Origin of the sequence: Pseudomonas sp. NFX5 (assembly GCF_049132125.1) — a bacterium.
Lineage (GTDB): Bacteria > Pseudomonadota > Gammaproteobacteria > Pseudomonadales > Pseudomonadaceae > Aquipseudomonas > Aquipseudomonas marginalis.
The window spans coordinates 231439-252893 of record NZ_JAFMZG010000023.1; the positions used below are offsets into that span (position 1 = coordinate 231439).

At 62.1% G+C, this 21455-nt stretch carries 16 protein-coding genes and 1 pseudogene; all 17 read left to right on the forward strand.

Annotated elements, in window-relative coordinates; translation table 11 throughout:
- Nucleotides 1-58 precede the first annotated feature (58 nt).
- The 17 genes and pseudogenes from J1N02_RS15370 to J1N02_RS15450 all read left to right on the forward strand — a co-directional run bounded on the left by J1N02_RS15370 (nt 59) and on the right by J1N02_RS15450 (nt 21399).
- Complete coding sequence (locus J1N02_RS15370) at nt 59-1507, forward strand: purine-cytosine permease family protein (protein WP_146476822.1); 1449 nt, start codon at nt 59-61, stop codon at nt 1505-1507.
- Between the two features lie 70 nt (nt 1508-1577).
- Nucleotides 1578-2543, forward strand: a complete 966-nt coding sequence (locus tag J1N02_RS15375) for an ABC transporter substrate-binding protein (RefSeq protein WP_421147465.1) — start codon at nt 1578-1580, stop codon at nt 2541-2543.
- A gap of 71 nt (nt 2544-2614) precedes the next feature.
- Nucleotides 2615-3466, forward strand: a complete 852-nt coding sequence (locus tag J1N02_RS15380; protein ID WP_027605053.1) for an ABC transporter permease — start codon at nt 2615-2617, stop codon at nt 3464-3466.
- A complete protein-coding gene (locus tag J1N02_RS15385; protein ID WP_051429333.1) occupies nt 3463-4287 on the forward strand; it encodes a quaternary amine ABC transporter ATP-binding protein in 825 nt (274 codons plus the stop codon). Before J1N02_RS15380 ends, J1N02_RS15385 begins: the two co-directional genes overlap by 4 nt.
- A 117-nt stretch (nt 4288-4404) precedes the next feature.
- Entirely contained in the window at nt 4405-5913 is a 1509-nt protein-coding gene (hutH, locus tag J1N02_RS15390) for a histidine ammonia-lyase (protein WP_421147466.1), read from the forward strand.
- 33 nt (nt 5914-5946) lie between these two features.
- The gene (hutH, locus tag J1N02_RS15395; protein ID WP_092358727.1) at nt 5947-7485 is read left to right on the forward strand and encodes a histidine ammonia-lyase; all 1539 of its coding nucleotides are present in this window, start codon (nt 5947-5949) and stop codon (nt 7483-7485) included.
- A 159-nt stretch (nt 7486-7644) separates the two neighbouring features.
- Nucleotides 7645-9054 carry an amino acid permease gene (locus tag J1N02_RS15400; RefSeq protein ID WP_421147467.1) on the forward strand — a complete coding sequence of 470 codons (1410 nt, stop codon included), beginning with the start codon at nt 7645-7647 and terminating at the stop codon, nt 9052-9054.
- 15 nt (nt 9055-9069) lie between these two features.
- A complete protein-coding gene (gene hutI, locus J1N02_RS15405) occupies nt 9070-10275 on the forward strand; it encodes an imidazolonepropionase (protein WP_092358729.1) in 1206 nt (401 codons plus the stop codon).
- A gap of 11 nt (nt 10276-10286) precedes the next feature.
- Nucleotides 10287-11087 (forward strand): N-formylglutamate deformylase, encoded by an 801-nt coding sequence (hutG, locus tag J1N02_RS15410; RefSeq protein WP_421147468.1) that lies wholly within the window; start codon nt 10287-10289, stop codon nt 11085-11087.
- Nucleotides 11088-11218: 131 nt separating this feature from the next.
- Complete coding sequence (locus tag J1N02_RS15415; RefSeq protein ID WP_115486491.1) at nt 11219-12166, forward strand: choline ABC transporter substrate-binding protein; 948 nt, start codon at nt 11219-11221, stop codon at nt 12164-12166.
- A 233-nt stretch (nt 12167-12399) separates the two neighbouring features.
- Complete coding sequence (locus J1N02_RS15420) at nt 12400-13329, forward strand: alpha/beta hydrolase (protein WP_027605046.1); 930 nt, start codon at nt 12400-12402, stop codon at nt 13327-13329.
- A 103-nt stretch (nt 13330-13432) separates the two neighbouring features.
- Nucleotides 13433-14404: a prolyl aminopeptidase gene (gene pip / locus J1N02_RS15425; RefSeq protein ID WP_027605045.1), complete on the forward strand. Its 972-nt coding sequence runs from the start codon at nt 13433-13435 to the stop codon at nt 14402-14404.
- Nucleotides 14401-14838: a D-aminoacyl-tRNA deacylase gene (dtd, locus tag J1N02_RS15430; protein ID WP_027605044.1), complete on the forward strand. Its 438-nt coding sequence runs from the start codon at nt 14401-14403 to the stop codon at nt 14836-14838. Before pip ends, dtd begins: the two co-directional genes overlap by 4 nt.
- Nucleotides 14839-15161: 323 nt before the next feature.
- Complete coding sequence (locus J1N02_RS15435; RefSeq protein WP_222935589.1) at nt 15162-16841, forward strand: glucan biosynthesis protein G; 1680 nt, start codon at nt 15162-15164, stop codon at nt 16839-16841.
- Nucleotides 16834-19406 (forward strand): annotated as a pseudogene (mdoH, locus tag J1N02_RS15440) (glucans biosynthesis glucosyltransferase MdoH); the annotation flags it as partial. The gene J1N02_RS15435 and the pseudogene mdoH, both read left to right, overlap by 8 nt.
- Before the next feature lie 175 nt (nt 19407-19581).
- The gene (locus J1N02_RS15445; protein ID WP_421147469.1) at nt 19582-20391 is read left to right on the forward strand and encodes a transporter substrate-binding domain-containing protein; all 810 of its coding nucleotides are present in this window, start codon (nt 19582-19584) and stop codon (nt 20389-20391) included.
- 210 nt (nt 20392-20601) lie between these two features.
- Nucleotides 20602-21399: a transporter substrate-binding domain-containing protein gene (locus tag J1N02_RS15450; protein ID WP_027605040.1), complete on the forward strand. Its 798-nt coding sequence runs from the start codon at nt 20602-20604 to the stop codon at nt 21397-21399.
- The last annotated feature ends 56 nt before the right edge of the window (nt 21400-21455 follow it).

Genomic DNA, 21455 nt, shown 5'->3' on the forward strand with positions numbered 1-21455 from the left:
AGGGGGCTTGCCCCCGATGGCGGCGAACCCAGGACAATCCATCAGAGGTTGAATACACATGGCTGCAAACGACACCACCCCGTTGATCGAAAGGCGTTCGATCGACTACATCCCGGAAGCGGAAAGACACGGTCGTCTATTGAGCCAGTTCACCCTGTGGCTGGGTGCCAACCTGCAGATCACCGCGATCGTCACCGGGGCCCTGGCCGTGGTGCTGGGCGGTGATGTGTTCTGGTCGTTGCTCGGTCTGTTGCTCGGTCAACTGCTGGGCGGTGGCGTGATGGCGTTGCATGCGGCGCAAGGGCCCAGGCTGGGCCTGCCGCAGATGATCTCCAGCCGGGTGCAGTTCGGTGTGTACGGCGCGGCGATTCCGATCGTGCTGGTCTGCCTGATGTACCTCGGTTTCACCGCAACCGGCACCGTGCTTTCCGGCCAGGCCCTGGGCCAGTTGTTTGGTGTCAGCGACAGCGTCGGGATCCTGATCTTCGCCAGTGTCATCGTGCTGGTCACGGTGCTCGGTTACCGGGTGATCCACTTCATCGGCCGCGTTGCCAGCGTCATTGGCGTGATTGCCTTTGTCTACCTGTTCAGCCGTCTGATGAGCCAGGCCGACGTAGGCGCGCTCCTGCAAATCCGCCACTTCAGCTGGAGCAGCTTCCTGTTGGCGGTGTCGCTCGCGGCATCCTGGCAAATCGCCTTCGGCCCGTACGTGGCGGACTATTCACGCTACCTGCCGAGCAACACGTCCTCGCTGAAAACCTTTCTTGCCGCAGGCGCAGGTTCGGTGGTTGGCGCGCAGGTGGCGATGATCCTCGGCGTGTTTGCCGCGGCCATGTCCAACGGGCAATTTGCCGGTCACGAAGTGGCCTACATCGTCGGCCTGGGCGGTACCGGAGCCACTGCGGCGCTGCTGTATTTCAGCATCGCGTTCGGCAAGGTCACCATCTCCACGCTGAACTCCTACGGCAGCTTCATGTGCATTGCCACGATCATCAGCGGCTTTCGCGGTCGCCTCGAGGTCACGCGCTTGCAGCGCCTGTTTTTCGTACTGGCCATCGTCGGTACGGCGACCCTGATCGCCTTGCTCGGGCAGCACTCGTTCCTGGGGGCGTTCAAGTCCTTCATCCTGTTCCTGCTGGCGTTTTTTACCCCATGGAGCGCGATCAACCTGGTCGACTACTACTGCATCACCCGCGATCGCTACGACGTGCCGGCGCTGGCCGATCCGAACGGGCGCTATGGCCGTTGGAACCTGCTCGGTATCAGCGTGTATGTCTTCGGTGTGCTGGTGCAATTGCCTTTCATCTCCACCAAGTTCTACACCGGTCCCCTGGTGGCGGCCCTGGGGGATGTGGATATTTCCTGGATCATCGGCCTGGTCCTTCCCGCCGCGCTCTATTACTGGGCGGCGAAAAAGTGGCCTCGCGCAACGCCTGAACACCTGACCCTGCCGACAGAGCAGGGCGCTGCACCGACGACGACAAACGGGCTGGTTGCACAGGCCTGATGGGACGTGGACAGGGCAGGATGCCTACTGACTGCCGTAATCCATTTCAAGATTTGGGAGCGTCACAACAATGAAAATGCATAAGACCCTGTTGGCCACCGTGTTTTCCGCGGGCTTGCTGGCCACTGCTGGCGCCCAGGCGGCCGGTTGGTGTGAATCCGGCAAACCGGTGAAATTCGCCGGCCTGAACTGGGAAAGCGGCATGTTGCTCACCGACATCCTGCAAACCGTGCTGGAAAAAGGCTACGACTGCAAAACCGACAGCCTGCCGGGCAACTCCATCACCATGGAAAACGCCCTGAGCAGCAACGACATCCAAGTGTTTGCCGAAGAATGGGTCGGCCGCAGCGAAGTCTGGAACAAGGCCGAGAAGGCCGGCAAAGTCGTCGGTGTCGGTGCCCCGGTAGTGGGCGCCGTCGAAGGCTGGTACGTACCGCGCTACGTGATCGAAGGCGACGCCAAGCGCAAGCTGGAAGCCAAGGCGCCGGACCTGAAAAACATCGCCGACCTGGCCAAGTACGCCGCGGTGTTCAAGGACCAGGAAGAACCGTCCAAGGGCCGTTTCTACAACTGCCCTGCCGGCTGGACCTGCGAGCTGGACAACAGCGAAATGCTCAAGAGCTACGGCCTGGAAAGCACCTACACCAACTTCCGCCCAGGCACCGGCCCGGCGCTGGATGCGGCGGTGCTGTCGAGCTACAAGCGTGGCGAGCCGATCCTGTTCTACTACTGGTCGCCAACCCCGCTGATGGGCCAGGTCGACCTGGTCAAGCTGGAAGAAAAACCCGGTGTGGATAAGACCGTGAGCATCAAGGTCGGCCTGTCCAAGACCTTCCACGAGCAAGCCCCGGAACTGGTGGCCGTGCTGGAAAAAGTCAACCTGCCCATCGACCTGCTGAACCAGAACCTGGGGCGCATGGCCAAGGAGCGCATTGAGTCGCCGAAACTGGCGAAAATTTTCCTCAATGAACATCCTGAAGTCTGGCACGCCTGGGTGAGTGACGAGGCAGCCAAGAAAATCGACGCGGCCTTGTAGGTCAAGTGTGCCCGGCTACCCTCAGGGGTGGCCGGGCGCCTGGCCACAACCCACTGGATCGAGAGCACGCTATGTTTCCTGAGAGTTTTACGTTTTCCATCGCCGACTGGGTCAATGGTTGGGTGGATTCACTGGTTACCAATTACGGCGATGTGTTCCGGCACATCTCCGACACCCTGCTGTGGGCCATCGTCAACCTGGAAGGGCTGCTGCGCGCCGCCCCATGGTGGCTGATGCTGGCCATCGTCGGCGCCGTTGCCTGGCATGCCACCCGCAAGGTGCTGACCACGGCGGTGATCGTCGGTCTGCTGTTCCTGGTGGGCGCGGTCGGCCTGTGGGACAAGCTGATGCAGACCCTGGCGCTGATGATGGTTGCCACGGTGATCTCGGTGTTGATCGGCATCCCGCTGGGCATCCTGTCGGCGCGCAGCAATCGCCTGCGTTCGGTGCTGATGCCGCTGCTCGACATCATGCAGACCATGCCCAGCTTCGTGTACCTGATCCCGGTGCTGATGCTGTTCGGCCTGGGCAAGGTGCCGGCGATTTTCGCCACGGTGATCTACGCCGCGCCGCCACTGATTCGCCTCACCGACCTGGGGATTCGCCAGGTCGACGGCGAAGTCATGGAAGCCATCAACGCCTTTGGTGCCAACCGCTGGCAACAGCTGTTCGGCGTGCAATTGCCGCTGGCGCTGCCGAGCATCATGGCCGGTATCAACCAGACCACCATGATGGCGTTGTCGATGGTGGTGATCGCCTCGATGATCGGCGCCCGTGGCTTGGGTGAAGATGTCCTGGTCGGCATCCAGACCCTCAACGTCGGCCGTGGCCTCGAAGCCGGGCTGGCGATCGTGATTCTCGCCGTGGTCATCGACCGTATTACCCAGGCCTATGGTCGTCCACGGCATGAGGCGAGCAAATGACTACTGTCAGCAAAATCGAAGTTAAAAACGTCTTCAAGATCTTTGGCGCCCGCTCCAAGGAGGCGCTGGCCATGGTCGGCCAGGGCAAGACCAAGGACCAGGTGCTGGCCGAGACCGGCTGCGTGGTCGGCGTGAACGATTTGTCCCTGAGCATCGGCACCGGTGAGATCTTCGTGATCATGGGCCTGTCGGGCTCGGGCAAGTCCACGCTGGTGCGCCACTTCAACCGCCTGATCGACCCCACCAGCGGCGCGATCCTGGTGGACGGCGAAGACATCCTGCAACTGGACATGGACGCCCTGCGCCAATTCCGTCGGCACAAGATCAGCATGGTGTTCCAGAGCTTCGGCCTGCTGCCCCACAAGAGCGTGCTCGACAACGTCGCCTACGGCCTCAAGGTGCGTGGCGAAACCAAGCAGGTCTGCGCCGAACGCGCGCTGCACTGGATCGAAACCGTGGGCCTCAAGGGCTACGAAAACAAGTACCCGCACCAGCTTTCCGGTGGCATGCGCCAGCGTGTCGGCCTGGCCCGCGCCCTGGCCGCTGACACCGACATCATCCTGATGGACGAAGCCTTCAGCGCCCTCGACCCGCTGATCCGCGCCGAGATGCAGGACCAGTTGCTCGAGCTGCAAAAGACCCTGCACAAGACCATCGTATTCATCACCCACGACCTCGACGAGGCCGTGCGTATCGGCAACCGCATTGCGATCCTCAAGGACGGCAGGCTGATCCAGGTCGGCACGCCGAGGGAGATCCTGCATTCGCCGGCGGATGAGTACGTGGACCGGTTTGTCCAGCGGCGTGCGGCGGTGGTCTGACCCAGGTTCTGTGGTGAGGCTCAAGCGCCCTCCCACATTTGCAATGCATTCCCCTGTGGGAGGGGGCTTGCCCCCGATGAGGCCGGCAAAGCTGTAGAGAATATGAAGAGGTCAACAATGTCCCAGGCAGCAAAAATCATCATCGCCGACACCCCCCTGCGCTGGCAGGACGTGGTCGCCGTGGCCCGTCACGGTGCGGTGCTCGAACTCTCGGGCCAGGCCTGGGCGCGGATCGACAATGCCCAGGCCATCGTGCAGCGCATCGTCACCAGCGGCGAACGTGCCTACGGCGTGAACACCGGGCTGGGCGCGCTGTGCAACGTGTCCCTTGAGGGCGAGCAACTGAGCCAGCTGTCGCGCAATACCCTGTTGAGTCACGCCTGTGGCGTCGGCCCGGTCCTCAGCGACGAGCAGACCCGCGCGATCATCTGCGCGGCGGTCATCAACTACAGCCACGGCAAATCCGGCCTGCATCCGCAGGTGGTGCATTCGCTGCTGGCGCTGCTCAACCACGGCATCACGCCACAAGTACCGTCCCAGGGCTCGGTGGGTTACCTGACCCATATGGCCCATGTCGGCGTGGCGCTGCTGGGTGTCGGACATGTGAGCTATGGCGGCCGGATCGTGCCGGCGCAACAAGCCCTGGACGAAGAAGGTTTGCAGCCGGTGGTCCTCGGCGCCAAGGACGGCCTGTGCCTGGTCAACGGCACGCCGTGCATGACCGGTCTGAGCTGCCTGGCCCTGGCCGACGCCCATCACTTGCTGCAATGGGCCGACGTGATCGGTGCCATGAGCTTCGAGGCCCAGCGCGGCCAGATCGATGCCTTCGACGAAGAAATCATCGCCCTCAAGCCGCACCCGGGCATGCAGCATGTCGGCCGCAACCTGCGTGCGTTGCTCGATGGCAGTGAAGTGATTGCGAGCAGCAAAGGCATCCGCACCCAGGACGCCCTGAGCCTGCGCTCGATCCCGCAGATCCACGGCGCGGCGCGCGACCAGGTGGAACACGCCACTCGCCAGATCGAGACCGAACTCAACAGCGCCACCGACAACCCGCTGGTGCTCGGCACACCGGACCACTACCGCGTGGTGTCCCAGGCCAACCCCCACGGCCAGTCCGTCGCCCTGGCCGCCGACCTGCTGGCGATTGCCCTGGCCGAAATCGGCTCGGTCGCCGAACGCCGCCTCGACCGCCTGATCAACCCCCACGTCAGTGGCCTGCCGGCGTTCCTGGTGAGCAACCCCGGGGTCAACTCCGGGATGATGATCGTGCAGTACGTCGCCGCCTCGCTGTGCGGACAGAACCGCCAGTTGGCGCAACCGGCGGTGCTCGACAACTTCGTCACCTCGGGGCTGCAGGAAGACCACCTGAGCATGGGCACCAACGCCGCGCTCAAGCTGCACCAGGTAGTGTCCAACGTCACCCAGATCCTCGCCATCGAGTACCTGCTGGCGGCCCAGGCCTTCGAATTCCTGAAAGACCAGCGCTTCGGCGCGGGTACCGCTCGCGCCTGGCGCCTGTTGCGTGAAGTGGTGCCGGCCTATGAGCAGGACCGTTGGCTGGCGCCGGATATTGCGGCCGCCGCCAAGGTGCTCAAGGACACCGTATTACCGAATCTGCACTGAACACTTATTTCAAAAGAATAATTCACAAGGAGTATGAATGTGACTGCGCTAAACCTGATTCCAGGCCAACTGAGCCTTGCCCAACTGCGGGCCATCTACCAGCAGCCGGTAACCCTCAGTCTGGATGACAGTGCCTCGGCCCAGATCGAAGCGAGTGTGGCCTGCGTGGAACAGATTCTCGCCGAGAACCGCACCGCCTATGGCATCAACACCGGTTTCGGCCTGCTGGCCTCGACCCGCATCGCCAGCGAAGACCTGGAAAACCTCCAGCGTTCACTGGTGTTGTCCCACGCCGCCGGCGTCGGTGAGCCGATCAGCGATGCGCTGGTGCGGCTGGTCATGGTGCTCAAGGTCAACAGCCTCAGCCGTGGGTTCTCCGGGATTCGCCGGCAGGTGATCGACGCACTGATCGCGCTGATCAATGCCGAGGTGTACCCGCATATTCCCCTGAAAGGCTCCGTTGGTGCTTCCGGTGACCTGGCGCCATTGGCGCATATGTCCCTGGTGCTGCTGGGCGAAGGCAAGGCGCGCTACAAGGGCGAATGGCTGGAAGCCACCGACGCGCTGAAAGTCGCCGGCCTGACGCCGCTGACCCTCGCCGCGAAGGAAGGCCTGGCACTGCTCAACGGCACCCAGGTGTCCACCGCCTATGCCCTGCGTGGCCTGTTCGAAGGCGAAGACCTGTTCGCCGGCGCCCTGGCGTGCGGCGGTCTTACCGTGGAAGCGGTGCTGGGCTCGCGCTCGCCGTTCGACGCGCGTATTCATGCGGCTCGCGGTCAACGTGGGCAGATCGATTCGGCGGCGGCCTATCGTGACCTGCTCGGTGAGAGCAGTCAGGTGTCGCAGTCGCACCAGAACTGCGACAAGGTGCAGGACCCGTACTCCCTGCGCTGCCAGCCACAAGTCATGGGCGCCTGCCTGACCCAGTTGCGCCAGGCGGCCGAGGTACTGGTGGTCGAAGCCAACGCCGTGTCCGATAACCCGTTGGTATTTGCCGCTGAGGGTGACGTGATCTCCGGTGGCAACTTCCACGCCGAACCGGTGGCCATGGCCGCTGACAACATGGCCCTGGCCATCGCCGAAATCGGCTCCCTGAGCGAGCGTCGCATCTCGCTGATGATGGACAAGCACATGTCGCAACTGCCGCCGTTCCTGGTGGGCAATGGTGGGGTGAACTCCGGTTTCATGATCGCCCAGGTGACCGCCGCCGCCCTCGCCAGTGAGAACAAGGCATTGGCTCATCCCCATAGCGTCGACAGCATCCCGACGTCCGCCAACCAGGAAGACCACGTGTCGATGGCCCCGGCGGCCGGCAAGCGCCTGTGGGAAATGGCCGAGAACACCCGCGGCATCCTCGCGGTGGAATGGCTGGCCGCGTGCCAGGGCCTGGACCTGCGCGAAGGCCTGAAAACCTCGCCGAAACTGGAAAAAGCCCGTGGCTTGTTGCGCGACAAAGTGGCGTTCTACGACAAGGACCGCTTCTTCGCCCCGGACATCATCGCCGCCAGCGAACTGCTCGCCAGCCGCTGCCTGAATGAGCTGGTGCCGGCCACGTTGCTGCCGAGCCTGTAAGCGGCTCGGAGGACGGCATGGCTCTCTGTGGCGAGCGAGCTTGCTCGCGCCGGGCTGCGCAGCAGCCCCAAAAAGGCCGCGAGCGCTTCGCACTCGAGCGCGAGCAAGCTCGCTCACCACAAACAACTTTCTCAGGATAAAAATAATTAGGGACGAGAAATGCACCAGCAAGAAAAGGGTTTGAAACGCGGGCTGAGCGCCCGACATATTCGCTTCATGGCCCTCGGTTCCGCGATCGGCACCGGGCTGTTCTACGGTTCCGCCTCGGCCATCCAGATGGCTGGCCCCGCCGTGCTGCTGGCCTACCTGATCGGCGGCGCCGCGGTGTTCATGGTGATGCGCGCCCTCGGTGAAATGGCCGTGCACAACCCGGTCTCCGGCTCCTTCGGCCAATACGCCAGCACCTACCTGGGCCCGTTGGCCGGTTTTATCCTGGGCTGGACCTACGCCTGTGAAATGATCATCGTCTGTCTCGCCGACGTCACCGCCTTCGGCATCTACATGGGCTTCTGGTTTCCCGAGGTCGCACGCTGGGTCTGGGTGCTCGGCATCGTGTTTTTGATCGGCGGCCTGAACCTGTGCAACGTCAAGGTCTTTGGCGAGATGGAGTTCTGGCTGTCGCTGCTCAAGGTCGGCGCCATCGTGGCGATGATCCTCGGCGGTTTCGGCATCATGCTGTTCGGCATCCACTCGGCCGGCGAAACCCAGGCCAGCGGCCTGAGCAACCTGTGGGCCCACGGCGGCTTCATGCCCAACGGCATTGGTGGGCTGATCGCCTCGTTTGCCGTGGTGATGTTCGCGTTTGGCGGCATCGAGATCATCGGCATCACCGCCGGTGAAGCCAAGGACCCGCAGCGCGTGATCCCCAAGGCGATCAACGCCGTGCCGCTGCGCATCCTGTTGTTCTACGTGCTGACGTTGTTTGTCTTGATGGCCATCTACCCATGGCCGCAGATCGGCAGCCAGGGCAGCCCGTTCGTGCAGATTTTCAGCAACCTCGGGATAGGCTCGGCGGCGACCCTCCTCAATATCGTGGTGATTTCGGCGGCCGTGTCGGCCATCAACAGCGACATCTTCGGTGCCGGCCGCATGATGTACGGCCTGGCGCAGCAAGGGCAGGCGCCCAAGGGCTTTGCCCGGTTGTCCAGGCAAGGCGTACCGTGGATGACGGTGGTGGTGATGGGCGCCGCCTTGCTCGGCGGTGTGCTGCTCAACTACCTGATCCCGGAAAACGTGTTCCTGCTGATCGCGTCGATTGCCACCTTCGCCACCGTATGGGTGTGGCTGATGATCCTGTTCACCCAGGTCGCCATGCGCCGCTCGATGACGAAAGAGCAGGTGGCCGAATTGAAATTCCCGGTGCCGTTCTGGCCCTGCGCGCCGGCTGCGGCCATCGTGTTCATGCTGTTTGTGTTTGGCGTGCTCGGTTACTTCCCGGACACCCAGGCGGCCTTGCTGGTCGGTGCGGTGTGGATCGTGTTGCTGGTCGTTGCCTACCTGCTGTGGGTCAAGCCCGCCGCCGGGCAAGCGGCCAAGGTCCATTACGACCCGGCCTTGTCTCATCGATAACTTAGGGAGGCGTTGATGAAAACCCTTTGGCAACACTGCCACGTCGCAACCATGGCCCAGGGCAAATACTCGATCATCGAGGATGCCGCCCTGGTCACCGCCGGTTCGCTCATCGAGTGGATCGGTCCGCGCAGCGAAGTACCGACGGCGGATTACGCCCAGGTGCATGACCTGCAAGGCGCGTGGGTCACCCCCGGGCTGATCGACTGCCACACCCACGCGGTGTTTGGCGGCAATCGCAGCGGCGAATTCGAGCAGCGCCTCGAGGGCGTGAGCTATGCCGACATCGCGGCCAAGGGCGGCGGTATTGCCAGCACCGTGCGTGCCACCCGCGCCGCCACGGAGGATGAACTCTTCGCCAGCGCCTATAAGCGCCTGCGCAGCCTGCTGCGTGACGGCGTGACCACCGTGGAGATCAAGTCCGGCTACGGCCTGGACCTGGCCAACGAGCGCAAGATGTTGCGGGTGGCTCGGCGCCTGGGCGAAGCGCTGCCGGTCAGCGTGCGTGCCACGTGCCTGGCGGCCCATGCATTGCCGCCGGAGTACAAGGACCGCGCCGACGATTACATCGAGCACATCTGCAATGAAATGCTGCCGGCTTTGGCGGCGCAGGGGTTGGTGGACGCGGTGGATGCGTTCTGCGAATACCTGGCGTTTTCCACCGAGCAGGTGGAGCGGGTGTTCAAGGTCGCCCGGCAACTCGGCCTGCCGGTGAAGCTGCACGCCGAGCAGTTGTCGTCGCTGCACGGCTCCAGCCTGGCGGCGCGTTACCACGCGCTGTCGGCGGATCACCTGGAATTCATGACCGAAGAAGACGCCATCGCCATGGCCGCTGCCGGCACCGTCGCCGTGTTGCTGCCGGGGGCGTTCTACTTCCTGCGCGAAACCCAGCTGCCGCCGATGGACGCCCTGCGCAGGCACGGCGTGAAGATCGCCATCGCCAGTGACCTCAACCCCGGCACCTCGCCGGCGTTGTCGGTGCGCCTGATGCTGAACATGGCCTGCACCCTGTTCCGCATGACCCCGGAAGAAGCCCTGGCCGGTGTCACGCAACATGCGGCCACCGCCCTGGGCATGGGCGACACCCATGGATCCCTGGAAGTGGGCAAGGTGGCCGACTTTGTCGCCTGGCAGATCGATCGCCCCGCCGACCTCGCCTATTGGTTGGGCGGTGAGCTGGATAAACGCGTCGTGCGCCACGGCATCGACGTCACCCTATAAGGAGCACTGCTGTGGATAAGGTTCTGAACTTCAAACAAGGCCGTGTGCCGCTGCTGATCAGCATGCCCCACGCCGGCCTGCGCCTGACGCCTGCGGTGGAAGCCGGGTTGATCCCCGAAGCGCAAAGCCTGCCGGACACCGATTGGCACATCCCCACGCTGTATGACTTCGCGGATGAACTGGGCGCCAGCACCCTGTCGGCGGAGTACTCGCGGTTTGTCATTGACCTGAACCGGCCTTCGGACGACAAGCCGCTGTACGCCGGTGCCACCACCGGCCTGTACCCGGCGACCCTGTTCGATGGCGTGCCGTTGTTCCGCGAAGGTCTGGAGCCGAGCGAGACAGAGCGCGCCAGTTACCTGCAAAAGATCTGGGGCCCGTATCACCGCACGCTGCAAGAGGAACTGGCGCGGCTCAAGGCTGAGTTCGGTTATGCGCTGCTGTTCGATGCGCACTCGATCCGCTCGGTGATCCCGCACCTGTTCGACGGCAAACTGCCGGACTTCAACCTCGGCACCTTCAACGGCGCCGCCTGCGATCCGGAACTGGCGAGCCAGCTCGAGGCCATTTGTGCCACCCATCCTCAGTACACCCATGTGCTGAAGGGGCGCTTCAAGGGCGGGCATATCACTCGCCATTACGGCAATCCGGCGCAGGATATCCATGCGGTGCAGCTGGAATTGTGCCAGAGCACGTATATGGAAGAGTTCGAGCCGTTCCGCTATCGCCCGGATCTGGCCGAGCCGACGCAAGTGGTGTTGAAGCAGCTGCTGGAAGGCTTGCTGGCGTGGGGGCGCAAGCGCTACGAGTGACGAACGGTCGCCCCTGTGCAACTCACAGTCGCCACAGGTCGTGTTGGGAGAGGCCTCGCTCGGTAAGGTTGTGGTTATGGCGCACCAGACGCCACTTCCCATAATAAAAGCTGCCGAGTGAGACCTCTTTCATGAAAAGACTGTTCAACCGTTGCCTGTTGACCCTCACCGGCGCCGCACTCCTCAGTGCCCAAGCCATGGCCGCCGAACCGGCCTCCTGCAAAACCGTGCGCATGGGCGTGGTCAGTTGGACCGATGTAGTCGCCACCTCGGGCATGGCCGACGTGCTGCTCAGCGGCCTGGGCTATGACAGCAAGCAGACCAGCGCCGTGCAGCAGATCATCTTTGCCGGTATCCGCGATAAACGCCTGGACGTGTTCCTCGGTTATTGGAAGCCGGCGATGGACAACAACATCGCGCCGTTTCTGGCCGCCAGGCAGGTCAAGGTCTTTGATAAACCCAGCCTCGCCGATGCCCAGGCCACCCTGGCCGTGCCGCAATACGTGGCTGACGCCGGGCTGAAGACCTTTGCCGACATCGCCCGCTTCAAGGACAAGCTGGGCGGCAAGATCTACGGCATCGAGCCCGGCAGCGGCGCCAATACCGATATCCAGAAAATGATCGACACCAACCACTTCGGCCTGGGCGGCTTCAAGCTGGTGGCTTCCGGTGAGGCTGGCATGTTGGCGGCGGTGCAGCGCGCAGTGAACCGCAAGGAGTTCGTGGTATTTGTCGGGTGGACCCCGCACCCCATGAACATCAATATGAAAATGGCCTATCTCACTGGCAGCGAAGACGTGTTCGGTCCTGACGAAGGGCGCGCCACGGTCTCCACCGTGACCGCGCCGGACTTTGCCGAACGCTGCCCCAACGCTAACCGATTGCTCGAGAACCTGACCTTCACCGCCGCCCAGGAAAGCCAGTTGATGGTGCCGATCATGGAGCGCCAGTCACCGCAGGACGTGGCCAGGCAATGGCTGCGCGACCACCCCGAGGATTTGCAGCGCTGGTTGGCCGGGGTTACAGCATTTGATGGCAGCGACGGCTTGGCGTCGCTCCAGGCCTACCTCAAACCCTAAGCCAAGTGCAGCCCCCGATAGCCATGGGTATCTTGAGGGTTGACGCATAACGCTGTGGTGAGCGGGGCAAGCCCGCTCACCACAAGGACTTCATTACCTTAGATTATTCTTTCACCGAAGATGTGTAGATACGACTGCCCCGATAGCGCCATGCCGGGCAACCTATCAAGTGACTGATCCATCGCAATCGGAAACCCCCGACCTTGAACCTGCCGCGCCAGAGATCATCGCGTATGTACCCGATATCCCCGCAACTCGCCGCCTTCGTCGCAAAAACCGAGTCCTTCACCTGCGCCGACTCTTCCCTGACGAGCCAGCGCCAAAGTTACCAGCGCATGTGCCAGGCATTCACCCCGCCGAAACCGGAAGGCTTGCAGCTCACGGACTTCACCCTGGCCGGCGTGGACGTGCGCAGTTATCTGCCCCCTGCACCGCCACCCGCCGATGGCTGGCCATGTCTCCTCTATATACACGGCGGTGGCTGGGTGGTCGGCGGCCTGGATTCCCATGACTTCATCTGCTTCGAGCTGGCCAATGCCCTCCGGGTGCTGGTGATCGCCATCGACTACCGCCTGGCGCCCGAGCACCCATTCCCGGCCGCCTACGACGATTGCCGCGCAGTGTGGCAGGCGATCCAGAAAGGACAGGCGCCACACGCCATCGATCGGCAACGCCTGGCAGTGGTCGGTGACAGTGCGGGCGGCAACCTGGCGGCGGCGTTGTGCCTGGGGTTGCGCGATGATGGCCAGCCTATGCCGCGGGCCCAGGTCCTTATTTACCCCGGGCTGGGCGGCCCGGCCGATTTGCCCTCGCGCCGTGACTGCATGGACGCGCCGCTGCTCAGCACTGCCGACACCGACTACTACCTGGCGCTCTACCTGCGCGGTTTGGATAAACCATCGGCCTATGCCATGCCGCTGTTGGCCGAGGATCTCAGTGGTTTGCCCAGGGCCTTGATCGCAGTCGCCCAATTCGACCCGCTGCGCGACGACGGCATGCTGTACGCCGAGCGCCTGCAACAGGCCGGTGTGCCTGCACTGTTGTATCCGGGCAAAGGCCTGGTCCACGGCTGTCTACGCGCAAAGGGCCAGGCCCCGGAGGTGGATCGGCTGTACGGCTACCTGTTGGATTACCTGAGGAGCGAACTGCTGACGCAGCTCTAAGCGCTCAAGGACATGCTCATTGCACAATTCGGGTTTATAGTGCCAGACGGCAAAATAAAAGACGTCCCCCCAGGGATGAACCCGACCCCCTACGGAGCGCGCAATGCAGACTTGGTACCCGCAGATCAAACCCTACGCCCGGCACGATCTGGCCGTCGATGACACCCACACGCTGTATGTCGATGAAAGTGGCTCCCCCGAAGGCTTGCCTGTCGTATTCATCCACGGTGGCCCTGGCGCCGGTTGCGATGCCCAGAGCCGCTGCTATTTCGATCCCAACCTGTACCGCATCGTCACCTTCGACCAGCGTGGCTGCGGCCGTTCCACCCCGCGCGCCAGCCTGGAAAACAACACCACCTGGGACCTGGTCGCCGACCTCGAGCGCATCCGCGAACATCTTGGCATCGACAAATGGGTGCTGTTCGGCGGCTCCTGGGGCTCGACCCTGGCCCTGGCCTACGCGCAAACCCACCCCGAGCGTGTGCATGGCCTGATCGTGCGCGGTATTTTCCTCGCCCGCCCCCAGGACATCGAATGGTTCTACCAGGCCGGTGCCAGCCGCCTGTTCCCGGACTACTGGCAGGACTACATCGCGCCGATTCCCGCCGATGAGCGTCACGACATGATCGCGGCCTACCACAAGCGCCTGACCGGCAACGACCAGATCGCCCAGATGCACGCCGCCAAGGCCTGGTCCGGCTGGGAAGGGCGCATGCTCGGCCTGTGCCCGAGCCCGCAGCACGTGGAGCGCTTTTCCGAGCCTCAGCGCGCGCTGTCCATCGCCCGTATCGAATGCCACTACTTCACCAATAACTCCTTCCTGGAGCCCAACCAGCTGATTCGCGATATGCACAAGATCGCCCATCTGCCTGGCGTCATCATCCATGGCCGCTACGATATGATCTGCCCGCTGGATAACGCCTGGGAGCTGCATCAGGCCTGGCCGAACAGCGAACTGCAGGTCATCCGTGAAGCGGGCCATGCGGCGTCCGAGCCCGGGATTACCGATGCACTGGTGCGCGCGACCGGCGAAATGGCACGGCGCCTGCTTGATCTGCCGCCAGAAGAAGCATGAAGGCCTTGCTGCAACGGGTGCGTGGCGCCCGGGTCGAAGTGGCGGGCGAAATCGTCGGGGCTATCGACCAGGGTTTACTGGTGCTGGTGGCCGTCGAACCTGCAGATACGCCCGAGAGTGCCGACAAACTGCTGCACAAGCTGCTTAACTACCGGGTATTCAGCGACGACGAGGGCAAGATGAACCTGTCGTTGAAGGATATCGATGGGGGATTGCTGCTGGTGTCGCAGTTCACCCTGGCGGCGGATACCAAGAGCGGCCTGCGGCCAAGCTTCTCAACCGCTGCGCCGCCGGCCCTGGGAGCGGCGCTTTTTGATCACTTGCTGTTACAAGCGCAACAATTGCATGGCAAGGTGGCCTCGGGGCGTTTTGGTGCGGATATGCAGGTGCATTTGGTCAATGATGGCCCTGTGACCTTTCTCTTACAGACATGAATGTATTAAAAACGACTTTAATGCCTAAAAACGTAGGGTTTCGCTACAAATACTTCGTTGTCCCTGATGCGTTGTCTCGCGGGCTACTAGATAATCGCGCGCTACGGGGATCAGCGTTGTTTGGTCCATTTTTGACTTAGGTAGAGACTTGTCCGGTAACCACTGGGGAATCATTTTGCCCCAGGGGAGTCGGAACAATGCTCGCCAACCTGGCATATAGATAGCTGGCCGTTGGTTTTTTGATCTGTTTTCGGCGAGGGTTGCTCGTGATTGTTAGTCCCTGTAATGCACCAAAATTGTCTGCCAAACGGTTACGAAACGCACTGGTGACGGGCTCTGCCCTGTTTTGCCTGTTCGGCGCGGGTCAACTGTGGGCATTCAGTCTGGATGATGTGTCGGCCAAGGCAAAAGAGCTGGCCGGGCAGAAATACGAAGCTCCGCGCAGCAATCTGCCGAACGAATTCCGCGAAATGAAGTTCGCGGACTACCAGAAGATTCGTTTCCGCAACGAAAAAGCCGAATGGGCCGATCAGAACACCCCGTTCAAGTTGTCCTTCTATCACCAGGGTATGCATTTCGATACACCGGTGAAAATCAACGAAGTGACCGCCGACAGCGTCCAGGAAATCAAATACGACCCGACTCGCTTCGATTTCGGTGACGTGAAGTTTGATCCTAAAGCCACCGAGCAGCTGGGTTACGCCGGTTTCCGTGTGCTGTATCCGATCAACAAGGGCGACAAGCAAGACGAAATCATGACCATGCTCGGCGCCAGCTATTTCCGCGTCGTCGGCAAGGACCAGGTCTATGGCCTGTCCGCCCGTGGCATGGCGATCGATACCGCGCTGCCGTCGGGTGAAGAATTCCCGCGTTTCACCGAGTTCTGGATCGAGCGTCCAAAACCGGGTGACAAGCACCTGGTGATCTTTGCCCTGCTGGATTCCCCACGTGCGACCGGCGCCTATCGCCTGATCCTGCGTCCGGGCACCGACACGGTTGTCGATGTGAAATCCCAGATGTTCCTGCGTGACAAGGTCAGCAAACTGGGCGTTGCCCCGTTGACCTCCATGTTCCTGTTCGGCGCCAACCAGCCGTCCAAGGTGCTCAACTACCGTCGCGAGCTGCATGACTCCAGCGGCCTGTCGATCCATGCCGGCAACGGCGAGTGGATCTGGCGCCCCCTGAACAACCCTAAACACCTGTCGGTCAGCAACTTCACCGTGGAGAACCCGCGTGGGTTCGGCCTGCTGCAACGGGGTCGCAACTTCAGCCACTATGAAGACCTCGACGACAACTACGACAAGCGTCCAAGCGCGTGGATCGAGCCTGAAGGCGACTGGGGCAAGGGCTCCGTCGACCTGGTCGAGATCCCGACTGCCGACGAAACCAACGACAACATCGTTGCATTCTGGAGCCCGGCGGAGTTGCCGGAAGTCGGCAAGCCGCTGGAAGTGGCCTACCGCCTGCACTGGACCCTCGATGATGCCGCGTTCCACTCGCCGGACAGCGCCTGGGTCAAGCAGACCCTGCGCTCCACCGGTGATGTGAAGCAATCCAACCTGATCCGTCAGCCGGATGGCAGCGTGGCGTACCTGGTGGACTTCGAGGGCCCGTCCCTGAAGAAACTGCTGCCGGACGCCCCGGTGCGCAGCCAGGTGAGCGTGAGTGACAATGCCGAGCTGGTAGAAAACAGCGTGCGCTACAACGAACACACCAAAGGCTGGCGCCTGACCCTGCGTATGAAGATCAAGGACGCAGGCAAGCCGACCGAGATGCGTGCAGCCCTGGTCCAGGACATCACGCCGCCTGAGCCTGAGCATGTTTCGACCCAGGTGCTGAAGGCCGACAAGGTCCTGGCCAAGCAACACGAGAAACAGGCCAAGAAAGACGCGAAAGACAAGGAAGCCAAGCAGCCAGAAGCTGCCCCAGCCACACCGGAGCCGATCAAGACCGAGCAAGTCCTGACCGAAACCTGGAGCTATCAGTTGCCTGCCGATGAGTAATTCTCAAGTCCAGCCAGAGACTCTCTCCGAGTACCTGGCGCATCTTCCGATGACCGCTGAGCAGCGCGCCGAGTTGGCGGGCTGCACATCCTTCACCGAGTTGCACGAGCGCTTGTCGTCCAAGGCGTTCGATGCACCCGTCGACGCCGCCCAGGCGTCGGTGGGTCCCCGCTTGACCCTCAGCACGGCCGAAGAGCTGCAAGACGCCGAAATGCTCGGGCTCGACGCCAGTGGGCGCGTGTGCCTCAAGGCCACGCCGCCCATCCGCCGTACCCGCGTGGTGCCTGAACCGTGGCGCACCAATATCCTGGTGCGCGGCTGGCGGCGGATCACCGGCCGCAGCAACCCGCCGACCCCGCCGAAGGATGAGCGCGTATTGCCGGCGGCCCGCTGGCGTACCGTGGGTTCGATTCGTCGTTATATCCTGCTGGTGCTGATGCTCGGCCAGACCATCGTGGCCGGCTGGTACATGAAAGGCATCATGCCGTACCAGGGCTGGTCGCTGGTCGACTTCGACGAGATCCGCAACCAGACCCTGCTGCAAACCGCCACCCAGGTGCTGCCTTACGCCCTGCAGACCAGCATCCTGATCATGTTCGGGATCCTGTTCTGCTGGGTCTCGGCCGGTTTCTGGACTGCATTGATGGGCTTCCTCGAACTGCTCACCGGCCACGATAAATACCGGATTTCCGGTAAAAGTGCCGGCGACGAGCCGATCCCGAAAGACGCGCGCACCGCGCTGGTCATGCCGATCTGCAACGAAGACGTGCCGCGGGTATTCGCCGGTTTGCGCGCGACGTTCGAATCGGTGGCCGCCACCGGTGACCTCGATCGTTTCGACTTCTTCGTGCTCAGCGACAGTAACGAGGCCGACATCTGCATCGCCGAGCAGCAAGCCTGGCTCGACGTTTGCCGTGAGGCGGGTGGCTTCGGCAAGATCTTCTATCGCCGCCGTCGCCGTCGCGTGAAGCGTAAAAGCGGCAACCTCGACGACTTCTGCCGTCGTTGGGGCGGCGACTACAAGTACATGGTGGTTCTCGACGCCGACAGCGTGATGAGCGGCGAATGCCTGACCAGCCTGGTGCGCCTGATGGAAGCCACGCCGGATGCCGGGATTATCCAGACCGCGCCGCGTGCGTCGGGCATGGACACCCTGTATGCGCGCATGCAGCAATTCGCCACCCGGGTGTACGGCCCTCTGTTCACCGCCGGCCTGCACTTCTGGCAGTTGGGTGAATCCCACTACTGGGGTCACAACGCGATCATCCGCATGAAACCGTTTATCGAGCACTGCGCCCTGGCGCCATTGCCGGGTAAAGGTGCATTCGCCGGCTCCATCCTGTCCCACGACTTCGTTGAAGCGGCGCTGATGCGCCGTGCCGGCTGGGGCGTGTGGATTGCCTACGACCTGCCGGGCAGCTACGAAGAACTGCCGCCGAACCTGCTGGATGAACTCAAGCGTGACCGTCGCTGGTGCCACGGCAACCTGATGAACTTCCGCCTGTTCCTGGTCAAGGGCATGCACCCGGTGCACCGCGCGGTGTTCCTGACCGGTGTGATGTCCTACCTGTCGGCGCCGTTGTGGTTCCTGTTCCTGGTGCTGTCGACGGCCTTGCTGGCGGTCAACACCCTGATGGAGCCGCAGTACTTCATGGCGCCACGCCAGTTGTACCCGCTGTGGCCGCAATGGCACCCGGACAAGGCGGTGGCGCTGTTCTCCACCACCATCGTGCTGCTGTTCCTGCCGAAATTGCTGAGCATCATCCTGATCTGGGCCAAGGGCGCGAAAGAGTTCGGTGGCAAGTTCAAGGTGACGATGTCCATGCTGCTGGAGATGCTGTTCTCCATGCTGCTGGCGCCGGTGCGGATGATTTTCCACACCCGTTTCGTGCTCGCCGCGTTCCTCGGCTGGGCCGCGACCTGGAACTCGCCGCAGCGTGACGACGACTCCACCCCGTGGGGCGAAGCGATCAAGCGTCACGGCACGCAGACCTTGCTTGGCTTCTTCTGGGCCCTGCTGGTGGTGTGGTTGAACCCGAGCTTCCTGTGGTGGCTGGTGCCGATCGTGGGTTCGTTGATGCTGTCGATCCCGGTGTCGGTGATCTCCAGCCGGGTCAACCTCGGACTGAAGTCCCGCGATGAGAGCCTGTTCCTGATCCCTGAGGAATACAATCCGCCGCAAGCGTTGCTGTCCACCGACAAGTACACCCACGAAAACCGTTGGCACGCGCTGAAAGACGGCTTTGTGCGCTCGGTGGTCGACCCGCAGCAGAACGCACTGGCCTGTGCCCTGGCGACCTCGCGTCACGGTCAGGCCGAGCCCATCGAGTACCTGCGTACCGAACGTGTGCGCCACGCGTTGAAAGTCGGCCCTGCCGGCCTCAACAACGGCGAACGCCTGGCGTTGCTCAGCGACCCGGTAGCCCTGGCCCGCTTGCATGAGCAGGTCTGGAGCGAAGGGCATGCCGATTGGCTCGCTGCCTGGCGGAACTCGATCAAGGCCGACCCGCACGCGCCGTTACTGCCGCTGCAACCGCTGTCGTCCCAGGCCCAACCGGCCTGATTCAGACGCCCCCGAGGGTTCACTTCGGGGGCGTTCGAAGCGCTGGTCCTACAGCGTTTTTCTACCGCCCTAACTCCTTGTTATTTCGAAACAAAAGTCCCTTGTCCGAGGCGTATTTGCGTGCCCGCGAGTGGGGTAGGATCGCCCCCCAAATTTGACTCGGTCACAGGGGGATTCATGATCAAAAGGTATTGTTCGGCATTGCTGATCGGCGTTATTGCATTGATTCACGCTGGTCTGGTGCAGGCCGGTGCCATCGACGATGCGGTTCGGCGTGGTGTGTTGAAAGTGGGTACTACGCCCACCTATGTCCCCTTTGAAATGACCGATAAAGAGGGTCGTATCGTTGGCTTTGAAATCGACCTGCTCAAGATGATGAGCCAGGCCCTGGGCGTTGAGCTTGAATTGGTCAGCGTGCCCTATACCGAGTTGCTGCCTGGGCTGCAGGCGAAAAAGTTCGACCTGATCGGCAGCGGCATGACCGTCACCCAGGAGCGCAACCTGAAGCTGAATTTCAGCGACTCCTTTATCGTGGTGGGGCAAACCGTGTTGCTGCACCCCAGCCTGAAGGACAAGGTCGCCAGTGTCGAAGACCTGGACGACGCCACTTACCGTGTCACCACCGTCCAGGGCACCACTGGCGAGGCGGCGGCGCAACGCTTCCTGGGGGCGGCGCGCTTGAGCAGTTTTGCAACGCCCCGGGAAGCTGTGCGCCAAGTGGTGAACGGTGCCGCCGATGCCTTTATTTATGATGCGCCCTACAACCTGATCGCCCTGAGCCTGCCGGAAAACCGCGAGCTGCTGGCGCTTGAACAGCCGTTCACCTTTGAGCCCTTGGCGTTTGGCGTGAAGAAAGGCGATTTTGACAGCCTCAACTGGATCAACCATTTCCTCAATCAAGTCGCCCAGGACGGGACCTACGATCGCTTGCACGACAAGTGGTTCAAGGACATGGACTGGCTGGTAGAGGTCGACTGGAAGTCATAACTTCTTACACATCAATCCGTTGCCAGCGCTGCCAACGCAAGCGTCTATCCCAGCAGCTGGCTGCGTTGTTGTGGGACTTTTCCGACATACGCAGATAACAAATACCCGTGAAACCTTTGTGACAGGCAATGAGTGGGTTAGGATCGCACCCCGAATTGGTGCAGCCCTTTTGCGCGCCGACCGTATAAGAATCGTTCAGGGGACTTGATGATGAAAAAGTATCTTTCGATGCTGCTGCTCGGCGTGGCCGCGCTGGTTTCGGCCAATGCCGCCCAGGCCGGTGCCATCGATGATGCGGTCAAGCGCGGCACGCTGAAAGTCGGCATGGACCCGACCTACATGCCGTTCGAAATGACCGACAAACGCGGCGAAATCATTGGGTTCGAGGTCGATATCCTCAAGGCCATGGCCAAGTCCATGGGCGTCAAGCTGGAGCTGGTGTCCACCGGCTATGACGGCATCATCCCGGCGTTCCTCACCGGCAAGTTCGACATGATCGGCAGCGGCATGACCCTGACCCAGGAACGCAACCTGCGCCTGAACTTCAGCGAACCCTTCATCGTGGTTGGCCAGACCCTGCTGATCCGCAAGGACCTGGAAGGCACCATCAAGTCCTACAAAGACCTGAACGACGAGAAGTACCGCCTGACCTCCAAGCTCGGCACCACCGGTGAGATGGTCGCCAAGAAGCTGATCTCCAAGGCCAAGTACCACGGCTATGACAACGAGCAGGAAGGTGTGCTGGACGTGGTCAACGGCAAGGCCGATGCCTTCGTGTATGACGCGCCGTACAACGTGGTCGCCGAGAAAAAAGTCGGTAACGGCAAGCTGGTGTTCCTTGAAGAACCCTTCACCTTTGAACCCCTGGCGTTCGGCCTGAAGAAGGGTGACTACGACAGCATCAACTTCATCAACAACTTCCTGCACCAGATCAAGAACGACGGCACCTACGATCGCATCCATGACAAGTGGTTCAAGAGCTCCGAGTGGCTCAAGGACATGGAATAAAGCGGGACTGTTTTCTGGTGTGAGAGGGCTTGATGTGGGGAGCCCGCTCGCCACAT